We start from the raw sequence: 12,703 nt of genomic DNA on the forward strand, positions 1-12,703 counted from the left end.
AGCCCTATGCGCGAGGATCGTCGCGGTACTTAAGTTTGGAGGCGCCGGCCGAGATGTCGGATGCCTGCGGTCGGCACCCGATGCCTCTACGTTCCCAAAGGCGCTGCGGGTCGAACTTCGCGATGCTGTGACGGGCGTTTTGTCGGCGCAGCTTCGTCCTTGGCTTCGGCGTCGCGCTTCTGGATCTCTTTAAGAGTTTCGGCCTTCTTCTCGTCCTTCATCCGAGGGCCTTGTCGCCCTGGTCCATTGACGAAGATGAGCGTCCAACGATCGCCCTCCTTGAGCGATGATTTGAAGTGCTCTTGAATCACGCCGGTGTGAAGGACCGGCTGGGTCGTGTAGATTACGCCATAGAATTTCCCCCAGTTCGCATCCCCCGCATAGTTGATCACATCTGCGGAGAGGCCCTCCAAGGCGATCTTAACGGCTGCCTCGTCGATAGCGAACTTGTATTCGACGAGCGCGCCCAGCGACTTTACGCCGAAATCGGGCTTGTATTTAGTGATCGCCTTATCGATCTCCGGTTTGTTGACGAAATCCGGGAACGCGTAGCGCACGATCTTCCCGATAGCCCCATCAACATCCGACTCCTTCTCCGGGCATATGTCTTGTTCGGAGATGATGCCACTCGTGTTCCGCAAGATCGATTCCAGCATTGTCATTCCGGTCGTTGCGCTACCGTCGACCATCACCGCCATTGCCTCGAACGTCGCATTCAACTCGATCATGATCGGCGAATAGAAGTCCTCAAGCATCTCAATCAACCCGGAACCCGTCATGCGCTTTATGCCTTTACGCCGCTCGACTAGGTCGGCCTTCGTCTGAGGCAATCCTAACCGCTCGGCGAGCATTCCGATTTCGCGGAAGCATTTCTCCACGTTGTACACGAACGTGACCTCGGCCAAGTCGTACGTAGAATCCGTCTCGTCGAGTTCCTCGACCGATTTGTATGCTTGGTTTTCGAGCTGACCAATCATCGCGAAACAAGAGGCCCAAGCATCCTTCAGCGTCGCCCGGATGTGATGAACCAGTAGATGTTCGGCTTTTGTCGGCATCATTCCCCCGTCTCAAAACAATCGCGTGCTGCCATGCCGCGATCAGGCCTGATCGCCTGCGCTGTATGCGTTTTACGGCAACGGCATCGACGCCTACTCAAGGGCCCGACGTGCGTCCAGATAGGCGATGACCTCGACGAGTCCTGCCACAGTCGGCATCCTCTCGATCGGCGGGACATCGAAGGCATTGTTCGGGCTGACAAGCCAGCTTGCGGCTACTTCCTCGTCGCCGCCGACAATTGCATCAAGCGAGCGAAACAAATCCACAAAAAGGACCGCAAGTTCGAAGGGCTTGGTGCCGGGCTCGAGTCCATAACCACCGCGCCTGATGCGCGAGATTGCAACCTCATTGACGCCGATGATCGCGGCAAGCGTCTCGGCGCTGATCTTCAGCTTGTCCGCTGCCCTAATAGCGGCTTTGCCAACGACCGCGCCCGATTCAGCCGGCGAAACAGGGGGATGTTGACCTGGCACGGCAGTTCCTTTTCTCAGAGAAGGACGACGGTGACCGTTCGCGTAAGAGAAACAATCCTGAGCGTCATGGGCCTAGCCTAAGTCAAATCCAGCATCATTGCTCGGACCTAGACCTCGACGATACAGTCGATCCGGAAGCTCGGATTCTCTCGAAATCCATCGCGTGGGTAACCGGCCTGATTGGCAAAAACCCGCGTTTGACCAACTAGGTAATCGTGCGAGCCGTGATCGTGCCCATGGATCCATAACTCCGGGTTGGTGCCTACGATCAACCAACTGAGATTCGACACGAACGCCGGCGACAGCGAATTACCCTGATGCCGTGGCTGCACCGAGCCTGGGTGCGGCGCGTGATGGGTTACGACCACAGTCGGCCCTTCGTGATGCCGCTCGAGCTCCTGGCGCAGATAATCACGGTCTTTGCGATGCTCGGCGGCCGCGTGCCACGGCATGAACCGGGCGTAGTGGCCGGTGTCCTCTCGATATCGGATCAGGCGGTGGTCGTTCATCTCGTCGCCCGCCGTGATCATTGATGGCTTCGGGGTGCCCAGTAACCGATAGTCGGTCCAGAGGATCGCTCCAATGAAACGAACCCCTTCGATGACGACTGCGCGCCTGTTCAGCATGTGGACCCCCGCTTCTTCAGCGGCGACCTGCCCCTTGGCCAGCTCAGACTTCATCTCATGCTTGTAGAATTCGTGGTTGCCGGGGACGTACACCACTGGCTTGCCGCGCAGAGCGCCGGCGTCGCGCTCTTGGGCGAGCCATTCGATCGCGGCCGTGACCGGCTGGTGAATGTCTCCGGCGAAGACTGCGACGTCGAATTCCGAGAGTTTGGTAGGGAATTCGAAGGCGCCGAACTCCAAATGAAGGTCCGACATGACGAGGAGCCGCATCTGAGACCCTTTGCGAGCATAAGTCGCGCGTCGTGATCGGTGGCGCAAGCACTGGGAAGCGCCGAAATGCACGAGGCCGGGAGCCGAGCAAGGTGCCCACTCCTTAGCTCAAACCGCATCGTCGGACATCCCAACGCCGCTTGACCAAGCGAGTATACGCCAGACTGAGGCCTAAGTGTCGGCCGCGGGTCTAATGGTCGTCTGGGACATGACGAAATCCGCAGTTGGCCTCAATTCACGGATCGGCCGTAAGTCGCATTATCTTTGATATTTCTCATTATCATTGAGAATTCACAGCCGACGAGCGCCGCCATCGAGGCCGAATGGTGCGGTGCCCGGAACGGGCGCCGATCGGTCAGGGCGCCGTCGGCGAGATGGCCCGCGACCGAGAGCACCATCGAAACCTCGAGCAACTCGCGCGGCGAAAGCGGCGGCAGGATCGACGGCAAGCGGCTCGCCAGCATCGACTTGCCGGCTCCGGGAGGCCCGTTCATCACCAAAATATGCCCTATTCCATGAAAGGCGCAGGCCGCGCACAGAGGGGCCGGAACCGATGGCAAAGACTGTAGAGGCTGCATTCGTTTATGATGTCGCGAGCGAGTTTCACGCGCTCGATGTGAGCCGTCTGCTCATAGTTCGGGAGGGCCAAGAGGTGCTCCATTATTATCGAGCCGATGACGAAGGTTCGGCCGTGCAGCGTGTCACCCCAAGGGTCGCAGTCGGAAGAGCGATCGCTTGGTCCGATCCGTTCGGGGAAACAGAGAGCGAGGTGCATGAATATCTGAAAGAGAGCGGGCTCGCAGAGGCCTATGTTGTCGGCCCGCTTCCAGCCTCCGTTTACGATGAACTAGATCGCGGCCTGCTCCGGAAAGATGGAACCTACCGTGAGGCGGAGCACGCGCTGCTCAAGTTGAGGTTCGACTTTTTCTAGGAACTTTTTCTTCGGACCTCCGTCAACATCACGGCCACGAAGAATCCGGGGGTTCAACTCTGGAAGCGCCCTTGCGCAACTTATGCGGTTATCCCATCTAGCTACAGCCTGCTGGCAATAGGGTCCATGGCTCGGGCTGTAAGGAAATCCTTCGGGATGACTTGGCATGCCTTTGGACATGACATGCTCTCTGGCATGATCACTTTGTCTCGGTTGATGGCTCCATTCGGATGGAGCCATGGATCGCCAGTAGGAGAACAATGGAGTGTGCGATGCGAAAGTTTTCCGCCGTCGTGCGCCTTGTTCGCGATATCGCTCTGGCGAGCGCTGCGATCCTTCGGGTCGTTGAGCGCGTCATCGATGTTGTGAACAAGGCCACCAACTGCGGGCGCACATGTTCTTCAATTATGACTTCAGCTTCAGAAGTGGCGGGAAGTTCATATTCGTTCAGAATGCAGACAGCCGGCGCAACGGCGAGAGGCTGATCGAATTCATCGAGGCGAACGCCCGCCTGCCTGATCATTTTTTCCACTATCAGAAGGGTGGTCATGTAGCGGCATTGCACCGCCACCTGCGGAACGCATTTTTCTTTCGGATCGATCTACAAAATTTCTTCTACTCGGTTTCGCGCAATCGAGTCGCCGCAGCGCTGCATCAAATCGGCTTCACCAAGGCTCGCACCTTCGCGAAGTGGTCTTGCGTCAAGAACCCGATCAGGCCCGGTCCTGCGTATGCTCTACCAATCGGCTTCGTCCAATCCCCGGCACTGGCAAGTCTCGTTTTGATGCGGAGCCCGGTTGCTGCGGCTATCGAGGCGGCGATGCGGGACGGGGCATATGTGTCGGTTTATATGGATGATTTGGTCGGCTCCGCTCCTGATCTTGAACGGCTAACTGCTGTGTTCGAGGCGGTTTTGGCTGCATGTAGGGAGGGCAGCTTTCCCATAAGCGAACGCAAGTTGCTCGCACCATCCGATCGGATCGAGGCGTTCAACTGCGAACTCCGGCATGGCTTTTCCGCCGTGACAGAAGCGCGGGTGGCGAGGTTCTTTTCAGAGCCACGGAGTTTTGCAGCATCGGCGAGCTTCGACGCGTATCGTCGATCGGTGGCAAGGCGCAATCTCTGATTTCGCCCCGCAAACTCGTCCTCAACGACCTCGGCAGATGGGTGCAGTCGAAAGCGCGCAACATCGCATCCGCCTCCTCTTCGCTGCCGCCGAGGACGGCAAAATAGTTTCCCAGTGGGGCGAGCCCGGTAGAATGGTTGTCGGGGTCGATAAAGCCGATCCGGCCCCTCAATATAAAAAGGTCCGCTGTCCCCACCAACCGGTCGTGGAAGATGGCTTGATGAAATTGATTATAGAGCAGGAGGACGATCGTTCTCGATCGACCGGCCTCCCACTCGGAAACAGCCTTCTCGACGAACGCGGCGGCGTGGGTATAGGGCGGATTGACGAAGACGACATCGGCCTCCCACGACTGCGCCAATCCATCATCTTCTTCGCAGAAGAACCGCTTCGCTCTCACCGGGCTCTGCGGATGGCCACAGGGGTCGAGATCGAATGGCCCGAAGATGACCTCCAGTGGCTTGGTGACAGCCGGGGGAGTAAAGCGCCAGTTCCTTCTCCCGTTCTGAAATCTGCTCACTTGAGGCAGAGCGAAACGCATTCTTGGCGCGACGATGCGTGCGACGGCAAGCATGGACGCCACGCGGGCCTGACCTCCTTCAACGCGGGCGACAGCGCCAGCCGAACATCCCGCTTTCGCAGCCAGCGCCTCAATCGACAGACCCCGCTTCAGCCTCGCAGCCTTCAGGCGCGGCCCCAGCGCCTTGCCCGGCGTCAGCCCCACGAAGTGCAGGTCGAGCGCGTGCATGGTCTCTTCGAACAGCGCCATAGTGCCTCGGCCATGCATCTCAAGCTCCCAAATGGTATTGAGCCTGTAGCCGGTCTTGGCGGCGAGTTCGGCCAGCGAAAGGCCGGAGCGTTCCCGCTTATCGCGGAGATCGTCGAAGAGAGTAGGCATAGGCGGAAAAATTTCATCCAAAATGGAGGCGATGGATGGGGCAGAGGCTCTGCAAGCGGGGGGCAAGCCTCTCTCATCGCCGACTCTACGGGCCATGACAAAATTCAAGGTGCAGGGGGCCTTGCAACTCCCGATGCCGTCTCGGTCACCCCCAGTGTCCCCGAATCCAAGCCAAACGACTTTTCCTTATCTCGAATTTCCGATCTTATAATAAAGCTTGCGAATTCCATCAGATTTAGAGGCGCTCCCACCGTCATGGGCATCGCACAACCTTCTATTCCGCTCGGCTCTAACTGCGGTATCGCCTTCGAAACCAGCGGCTGCGACGCGTTTAATTGACCAACATGCAGATATTTCGATCTTTTTTGGTAACTTTCCTTTAGAATTCTTCCGACCCCCTCTCCCAAATGACGAATTCCAAGTTCAACAACCCTACTTGATATCTTATGGATTGGTTGCCCACACGACGGACACGCTCCGGGAGGCGCATCCGGCAAGCTGATCGCTTCGAGCGCTGAAATGAAAAGGGCCGTGGATATATCTCCAAACAATGGCTTCTCGCGGTAGAGCGTGAGCGACCTGTGGAACAAATGCGCCGACCTTGCGATGCGATCGTCCTCGTTCTCTCCGCTGACGATCCTATCCCCAAATCGAATTAATTCTTGAGATAGCTTCAATACTCCGTCTCTTACAGGAAAATCGTCCAACCATTCTGGATCAATAAAGTAGTCATTCCACTCATAATTTGGCTCTATCACCTTCCCGCGTCCGGGCTCCATTATAATTCGAACGGCGCAATTGGTTGCGCACGACAGAATGTCGGTTACTGCATTGCAACGCTTGGCAAATTCGTAATTGGCATCAACACTATCAAAAGCAAATACCTTTAGTTTTAACTCGCCACGCCCATCAGATAGAGGCGCAATTTGCCAAAAATCACCGAAATAGTGGCCAATTGAAATGCTCGGCTCCAATTCCACTTCTGTGGCCACGCCAATCAATTTTGGAACAACATTTCTCTCATCAATTGAATCTAACATTCTTTGTATCGGAACAATGTCGCCTGCCGTCGCCGACGAACCTCTCTCGATCGGAACAAAGATTATCGAAGAAACGACGCCAGCTTTCTTGTATAAAACAGAGACTTCATATGTAAATCTTAAATTCCCAATTTGAGCAAACCCTAATCGTATTTGATTTTTACTGCCAACCTTCCTTGGCGTATACTGCCAACTTAATTTGCCAAATTCCGATCGAATCTTTGCCCATAAAAATCTCAAGAATAGATTCGACTGATTGATGTCGTTTAGGCGAAATTCCTTTTTCGCAATCATTCTCTCCGCCCCCAAAGAAATCCTACGGACAGCCAACCAAATTCTGTCTTCTCAAGTGAATGCAACCGCTTGATAGGGCATGAGACACCGAATTCTATGACCTAGCTATGGCTATCCCATACACCGGAAGCGATCTGCAACCGACATCAATCGCTTAAGAGCATGATTCAATAGGATGAGCCGAGGCTATAGCCCCCCCTAACCGGTAACGCCAGATAACCCGCAGCGCGCGCAAAGCCGACCGTCCGCAAGCCTATGGCTCTGCCGACAGGCGAACGGCAGCATGAAATCCGTCCGTAAGGATTGACTTCGATCAACGGACATGCAATTCAACGGTCAATACCTCTACGGACAAATCGAGGCCGTTTTGCAGACCGTTTTCTACGCCCGGTGCTCTACTTCCGATCAAACGATCCAACATCAGGAAACGCAGGCGAGAGAGGCCGGCTTTGCGATTGACCGCGTGGTGGCTGACCATGGCGTGTCTGGCATCAGCACGCGCCTTGCCGAGCGGCCCGAGGGCAAGCGGCTATTCGACCTATTGAGGGCCGGGGATGTGCTCTGCGTGAGGTGGATTGACAGACTCGGGCGCAACTATGCCGATGTCACCGAGACAATCCGGGAGTTCATGCGGCGAGGCATTGTCATTAAGACGGTCATCAACCGCATGACATTCGACGGGGCCACTACGGACCCGATGCAGCAGGCCGTGCGCGATGCGCTCATTGCCTTCATGGCGGCAAGCGCACAGGCGCAGAGCGAGGCCTCCAAGGTCGCCATGCGGGCCGGGATCGATTTCGCTCGGGCGAACAACGAGAATGCCTATCGCGGTCGGAAGCCCAGCTATACGCGAACGCAGATGGATTCGGTTCGGGACATGCTGGCCCAAGATGCCGGGATCAGCGCTATTGCAAAGGCGACCGGCCTCTCGCGGCAGGCCATCTATCGGATCAAGGAAGAGCCGGTCGAGGCGGAAGCGGCGCTTGCCAAGTGGGGGCTGTGAACGCTACGCCAGTGCGGCTTTATACCTCGGCTGTTACTGGGTCCCAGAGCCGTGCCGCCACCGCTTCTCCTATAGCGGTAAAGAGCGCGTGACCTTCCTTATCCAGCGCCTCGCGCGCTTCCTTTAGGCGAGGTCGAATATCCTCTTCCTCATTGAGTCTCTGCTCTTGAATGGCGGAATGCAGAATATCAACCAATTTAATCATGTCATCCCGCAGATTTGGAACAATAAAAATTCCGCTCTTACTAACAATTGAATTCGCCTCCCGCAGGGCGTTATTCGCCTCTACGAATTTCTTCCATTCCACAGCGCGCTGAAATATCTTTTGTCGATCGTGCGATGATTTTATTTGTTTCTTTGTTGGTTCAGAAAACGCAAAAGATTCAAGTAGATGATCAAGGTCCTCGTCGCTCATCCCGGATAAATTGGCATATTCTTTGAAGCGTGCGAGATAAACACCACACCGGTCTTTCGCATCAACGATCTTGCCCCAAACTTCGGGGAGAACCTCATACTCCCGATCGTTTAGGCGCTTGGCCCGGTCGAACACTCCGCCGATACGATGGCGAAGCCGTTCAAGCTCGCGAGCCTGCTCTGATTTGTAAGCTTCCAGTCTTTCCGCGAATTTCTGGTTCAGCCATTTTTCGCCGAGGAGTTTGAAGAGCGTGAAGGCTGCCCCGACGACTCCCGCGATCGAGATGCCCGCGATGCTGAAGAGCGCGAGCGCCGATTTCGACCACTCCCAAAGCGCCCACAGGTGGCCCAAGAACTGATCCATATTCCCCCGCGACTCGGCAGATGAGGGACGCCGATCACCGCAAACCCTCATGCGATTATCCGGCGAATATCATAGTTCGCCTGCCATCCAAGGCGCTGAACCGTGAAAGCCACAACGGTTGTGGAAAGTGGTGTCTCGACTTCGGCTAACGAGTCCAGTCGCGAGCCTTCAACCGCGCCTGCGCCACATAGTGTGCTCGATTGGTCAGATTGCTGATCAACCCCACAGCGGCGGAGGTGAACGAGCCTTCCGCACTGACCTCGACAGCGCCATACGGCTTCGCTCGGTATGTCAGAAGCAAACACAGGCTCTTGATGCCCTCATCGTCGAACGAGGGATGAACCGCGTGCGCAAATTTGTTTCTGATCCGTCTTATGAGATCGCATTCGTCCCGCTCACGATCGTTGATCAATCCCAACGCCGCAGCTAGGGCGATTTTGGCCGCGAACGAGCCGATCGGCGCGTTGAAGCCGCTCAACAACTGATCTTGGGATTTGCCTTCGATGAGGAACGATCGGAGCGTCTCGTGCAGCAGGCTGTCGAGGAAGCTTGCTGCCACAAGGACCCTTCCGCGCGGACTTTCTGCGTTGAGGACATCCAAGAACGGCAAAAATTCCGCGAGATGAGGATGYGCCCTCAATAGCTCATCATTCGGCGTTTTGACCCAACGCCCGTGCTCATGCTCGCTCATGGCTTCGACTGTGCAATTATCTTTTCGCGCCGCCAATCCCCAACCCAATGCTTTCGGATCACTAGTGAAGTCGATGAGCAAAATTCGCGTAGTTCGCAATGGCTGCTCGGAAAGGTGGACATCGGCTTCGCAATCAGTTCATCCAAGCCGCCGAGCTTGATGGTAGAGGTCGATAACAAAGATGCCGTCTCACTTCGTCGTCGGAGAGCCTTATACGCGAGAGGAGATCGCAGAGAAGATCGGGATGCCGGCCGACCGCCGGAAGGGCGGAAATTGGGCCACCGGTTACGACAAATGGGCCGGTGAGTTTTTTGTCTTCTGCAACATCGGGATCGCTGGACGGTCAGGGCACGACTACGCGAACCGTTGGGATGGCAAAGCGCTTCATTGGTTCGCCAAGAACGGAAGCCGTTTGGGGCAACCCGTCATTGACGAAATGATCGCACGCAACGCGCAGGTTCAAATCTTCTGGCGCGGAAAAGATCGGGCGGCTTTCACATATGCCGGCAGGGCGACCGCCTTAACTGTCTACGATCAAAGCCCCGTTGCGGTGGTTTGGTCGTTTGAATCCGACGAGCAGCAATTCGAGGTCGGTTCTCAAGCGAGCGAGGGGACAACGGCAGCCCCTGCCTTTCGACGAGGACCGCCACCGTCGCCGGGTGAGCGGACGGTTGAAATCCCAGATGGAGAGACGATGCTCTACCTCATGCAGCTTGAGGGAGATTGCCACAGCATCCTCCCCACACTGACGGACGAGCACATCATCATCAAAGTCGGCATTTCGAACTCTCCCTCAAGGCGGGTCACCGAACTGAACCAAGGCTTCCCCCCCGGATCGAAGATCGGCTGGCGTCTTCTGCGCCATCGCCGTTTCGAAAGCGGCATGGGAGCATTTCTGGTTGAGAGTGAATGCTTGGAGCAGCTTCGAAACGCGGGGCAGTGGATAGGCGGCGAATTTGCGGTCGTGCACCTGCCCGCTCTGGACGATCTGATAAAAGAGCGGTGGCCCGACTAGCCGGATAGGAGAACGCGGTCAGGCTCCATTTTGGATGAAAGAATTCGTTGAAAGCGCGGAGTGGATGGCCTCTGCATGATCCGCTTCATCATGTAAAAGACCATTGGCTTGTCGTCATCGAATGGTGTTGAGCATTGTTCAGCAATCGCCTGACTGCGTTGCCTGATGATTCGCTTTATGTCCGGATGTGTTGCAGAAGCGTGTTCTGGCGTCTCTTCGCTTCGTGATTGCGTTGTTTTCTTATTCTCCTCTCTGTGGCTTAACTGATCTCGCTTCGAACCGGCGAAAACCCCTGTGGCATAAGGGTTTTCGCCTCCGCGTGTTTACACCCGGATTTTTGACCGGCGCGAGATGAGGTGGTTGAATACACCGTTCTGTCGAGCGAGATCGCGCAGTAGAGACGATCGAGCCATGCGGCCCATTCACGATCGAAGTTGGTCGTGAATTTCACCTTGCGGCCGTCCGCGTCATAGGCGCTGCTATAGGCGCGGATTTGCTTCGTAAAATATCCCGCGAGGTTCTCAATCTCCAAAGCCGCGTTGCCGCTGTGGAGGCCTTGGAGGTGAACGCGGCGCGCGCCGGGGAACTGTTTGCGAAGGTCACGGCCAAGAGCCTCCGGGCTGTCATAGCTCCGGCAGTCGATCAGCATATGGATGTGCACGATAATGACCTGCTCGTCGGCTGCTATCGCTTCGACATCCACATCGCGCAGAAGCGCCCGCTTGCCAGCGGTCAGGAGCTTCGAGGAGACGATATCGATCTCAAAGACGCCTACAACACGCACACCCCGCGTCAGGTGGCCGACCAAGCAGTTGCGAAAATCGGTTTCGAAGTTCGCCAGATCGGCGGCGACCAACGCTGACACATCGTCTGTCAGCTTCACGCGGTGAGCGGCGATGATGATGGTCACGAAGCGCAGGCGATCGGCCGGCACCTTCTTGAGCACCATCATTTCGGCGCGAACGCGCGCGCGGAATGCGTCGAGTTCGGTCAGAACGCGAGGGGAAGCGCGTCGGACTACCACTGGCCCAGCCACTCGCGAACGCGATCAAGAATAACCGCTTCATTGTTCGTGTCGGCGGCTCGCATATCCGCAATCTTCAGATGCGCTTTCGGGTTCCAGATGTCGCCGCCGCGAAAAGCGACCCGAACATCCAGTTCAAAGCCCGGCTGATGCTCATCGGCCGGAAATTCGATCAGGATCAGCCAATCTTGCGCGTCGCGCGGCAGCGTCGGCCTGCGGCTTCGAGCGACCTGACAACAAACCGACGCGCCGCCACATGTGAAAATGGCATTATGTCGAACTTCTGATGTATATTTCTTAATAATTACGGACAGGGATGCAACAACAAGATTCAAATCAGTAACTCCAAGGAATAAATAAACACACAATTATATATCAAAAACACAATATTCATCGACTATAAGGAAACGGCATGCGTTCATCAATATTTTTGAATACCCTCGACGAACTTCGTCGAATTGGATTGATCTCAAGCAATCGCGAATACGCAACGCTGCTCGGCAAGAACGACCAGTGGGTGCGCGACTTGCAACGCAGCGATGGTCGCGGCATTCGCGAGGTCCGTCAGACGACCGCGATGCGGCTGCGCCGACGCCTGCTCGACTGGCAGAGCGCCGTGCCGCGCCCAGTTGGCGAGCAGCTTGGCAAGATCATCCAAAAAATCGACGCAGAAGACGCGATGTCGCGATGGATGGCGCGCGGCAGATGAGCGCGTGGTCACGATCCCCTGCTGATGTTCGTTGGGCCATCACCAATTGGCGACTAGCCGCCGACGAGCGGCGGGAGCAGCGCATCCGTGACGCGCATCCAGTCACACGCGCCCAGATCGTTGCCGATATCCGGCGCAATCTCGATACCGCTGACCAGATCGTTGCCGATATCCATGACTGCCGGGCCAATCGGCGGACCGATCCTATTCGGTGGTCGATTGATGCGATGAAGGAGGCCAACAAGCTGTCGATGTTGCGAGCGCAGATCGTGGAGTTGGACCGGCTGCTGGGCGATCTCGGGGCCGATACCAGCCGAGCGGCGATGTCGTGACCAGCGCGATCTACACAGACCTCGTATTCCGCCTGCGGCTCAAGCAGGATGAGGAGCGCATATTCCTCGTCCGGCATCGCGAAGAGCTTGAAGCCCTCCGGCGCGAGATCGCGATCATCAAGAAACTGCTGGCCGATATCCGTTCTGGCCGGTTGGACGAGGGCGAGGTCCGCCAGCATCGCAGGGATGTGCTTGATCGGTTGACGATGGCGGAGACCCGATGCGCCGAGCTTGAGGAGTCCTTGCTCGCCGAGGCCGGGATGCCCCGGAGGCCGAAAGGGACGGTCGGACCTCGGAAGCCCCTCACGGCCGCGCAGGCGACCAAGGTCGCGCAACGCGATGAGAAGCGCCGCGACCGCGTGAATGACCTTCAGGCGAGCAAGCGTGAGACGACGCGAAGAAGGATCGGCAGATCGCTAATGTGAAGGCGAGGTTGG

General features: G+C 56.6%; 16 protein-coding genes and 2 pseudogenes. 7 read left to right on the forward strand and 11 right to left on the reverse strand.

The window, feature by feature from the left end; translation table 11 throughout:
* Positions 1 to 86: 86 nt before the first annotated feature.
* The 4 genes and pseudogenes from AC1DE3_RS10720 to AC1DE3_RS10735 form a co-directional block, all read right to left on the reverse strand.
* Complete coding sequence (locus tag AC1DE3_RS10720; RefSeq protein WP_476852371.1) at positions 87 to 1,058, reverse strand: hypothetical protein; 972 nt, start codon at positions 1,056 to 1,058, stop codon at positions 87 to 89.
* 90 nt (positions 1,059 to 1,148) lie between these two features.
* Entirely contained in the window at positions 1,149 to 1,529 is a 381-nt protein-coding gene (locus AC1DE3_RS10725; RefSeq protein WP_476852372.1) for an antitoxin Xre/MbcA/ParS toxin-binding domain-containing protein, read from the reverse strand.
* A 107-nt stretch (positions 1,530 to 1,636) separates the two neighbouring features.
* A complete protein-coding gene (locus AC1DE3_RS10730) occupies positions 1,637 to 2,425 on the reverse strand; it encodes a metallophosphoesterase (RefSeq protein ID WP_476852373.1) in 789 nt (262 codons plus the stop codon).
* Between the two features lie 296 nt (positions 2,426 to 2,721).
* A pseudogene (locus AC1DE3_RS10735) lies at positions 2,722 to 2,934 on the reverse strand (ATP-binding protein); the annotation flags it as partial.
* Between the two features lie 44 nt (positions 2,935 to 2,978).
* On the opposite strand from AC1DE3_RS10735, the gene AC1DE3_RS10740 reads away from it, so the two are divergent.
* A complete protein-coding gene (locus tag AC1DE3_RS10740) occupies positions 2,979 to 3,356 on the forward strand; it encodes a hypothetical protein (protein ID WP_476852374.1) in 378 nt (125 codons plus the stop codon).
* 199 nt (positions 3,357 to 3,555) lie between these two features.
* Here the strand turns inward: AC1DE3_RS10740 and AC1DE3_RS10745 are convergent, their stop codons facing one another.
* Entirely contained in the window at positions 3,556 to 3,906 is a 351-nt protein-coding gene (locus tag AC1DE3_RS10745) for a hypothetical protein (RefSeq protein ID WP_476852407.1), read from the reverse strand.
* Positions 3,907 to 3,915: 9 nt separating this feature from the next.
* On the opposite strand from AC1DE3_RS10745, the pseudogene AC1DE3_RS10750 reads away from it, so the two are divergent.
* A pseudogene (locus tag AC1DE3_RS10750) lies at positions 3,916 to 4,257 on the forward strand (reverse transcriptase domain-containing protein); the annotation flags it as partial.
* Between the two features lie 88 nt (positions 4,258 to 4,345).
* On the opposite strand, the gene AC1DE3_RS10755 reads toward AC1DE3_RS10750, so the two are convergent.
* Both AC1DE3_RS10755 and AC1DE3_RS10760 read right to left on the reverse strand, forming a co-directional pair.
* Positions 4,346 to 5,380: a DNA N-6-adenine-methyltransferase gene (locus AC1DE3_RS10755; RefSeq protein ID WP_476852375.1), complete on the reverse strand. Its 1,035-nt coding sequence runs from the start codon at positions 5,378 to 5,380 to the stop codon at positions 4,346 to 4,348.
* Positions 5,381 to 5,484: 104 nt separating this feature from the next.
* Positions 5,485 to 6,714 carry a hypothetical protein gene (locus AC1DE3_RS10760; protein WP_476852376.1) on the reverse strand — a complete coding sequence of 410 codons (1,230 nt, stop codon included), beginning with the start codon at positions 6,712 to 6,714 and terminating at the stop codon, positions 5,485 to 5,487.
* Between the two features lie 322 nt (positions 6,715 to 7,036).
* Here AC1DE3_RS10760 and AC1DE3_RS10765 point away from each other — a divergent pair, with 322 nt between their 5' ends.
* Positions 7,037 to 7,717, forward strand: a complete 681-nt coding sequence (locus AC1DE3_RS10765; protein ID WP_476852377.1) for a recombinase family protein — start codon at positions 7,037 to 7,039, stop codon at positions 7,715 to 7,717.
* Between the two features lie 19 nt (positions 7,718 to 7,736).
* Here AC1DE3_RS10765 and AC1DE3_RS10770 read toward each other — a convergent pair whose 3' ends face one another.
* The gene (locus tag AC1DE3_RS10770; protein ID WP_476852378.1) at positions 7,737 to 8,495 is read right to left on the reverse strand and encodes a hypothetical protein; all 759 of its coding nucleotides are present in this window, start codon (positions 8,493 to 8,495) and stop codon (positions 7,737 to 7,739) included.
* A gap of 145 nt (positions 8,496 to 8,640) precedes the next feature.
* Entirely contained in the window at positions 8,641 to 9,186 is a 546-nt protein-coding gene (locus AC1DE3_RS10775) for a transcriptional regulator (protein WP_476852379.1), read from the reverse strand.
* 244 nt (positions 9,187 to 9,430) lie between these two features.
* On the opposite strand from AC1DE3_RS10775, the gene AC1DE3_RS10780 reads away from it, so the two are divergent.
* The gene (locus tag AC1DE3_RS10780; RefSeq protein ID WP_476852380.1) at positions 9,431 to 10,201 is read left to right on the forward strand and encodes a GIY-YIG nuclease family protein; all 771 of its coding nucleotides are present in this window, start codon (positions 9,431 to 9,433) and stop codon (positions 10,199 to 10,201) included.
* Between the two features lie 259 nt (positions 10,202 to 10,460).
* Here the strand turns inward: AC1DE3_RS10780 and AC1DE3_RS10785 are convergent, their stop codons facing one another.
* Together AC1DE3_RS10785 and AC1DE3_RS10790 are read right to left on the reverse strand one after the other, a co-directional pair.
* Entirely contained in the window at positions 10,461 to 11,153 is a 693-nt protein-coding gene (locus tag AC1DE3_RS10785) for a hypothetical protein (RefSeq protein ID WP_476852381.1), read from the reverse strand.
* A 65-nt stretch (positions 11,154 to 11,218) separates the two neighbouring features.
* Entirely contained in the window at positions 11,219 to 11,560 is a 342-nt protein-coding gene (locus tag AC1DE3_RS10790) for a hypothetical protein (protein ID WP_476852382.1), read from the reverse strand.
* Between the two features lie 77 nt (positions 11,561 to 11,637).
* Here AC1DE3_RS10790 and AC1DE3_RS10795 point away from each other — a divergent pair, with 77 nt between their 5' ends.
* From AC1DE3_RS10795 to AC1DE3_RS10805, 3 genes are read left to right on the forward strand one after another with little or no spacing between them, the layout of a single operon-like run.
* A complete protein-coding gene (locus AC1DE3_RS10795) occupies positions 11,638 to 11,934 on the forward strand; it encodes a hypothetical protein (protein ID WP_476852383.1) in 297 nt (98 codons plus the stop codon).
* The gene (locus tag AC1DE3_RS10800; protein ID WP_476852384.1) at positions 11,913 to 12,266 is read left to right on the forward strand and encodes a hypothetical protein; all 354 of its coding nucleotides are present in this window, start codon (positions 11,913 to 11,915) and stop codon (positions 12,264 to 12,266) included. Before AC1DE3_RS10795 ends, AC1DE3_RS10800 begins: the two co-directional genes overlap by 22 nt.
* Positions 12,263 to 12,691, forward strand: coding sequence for a hypothetical protein (locus tag AC1DE3_RS10805; protein WP_476852385.1), 429 nt, complete (start codon positions 12,263 to 12,265; stop codon positions 12,689 to 12,691). The genes AC1DE3_RS10800 and AC1DE3_RS10805 overlap by 4 nt, the downstream gene beginning before the upstream one ends.
* Positions 12,692 to 12,703: the final 12 nt, after the last annotated feature.

The organism is Allobosea sp. 10L417, assembly GCF_056395485.1.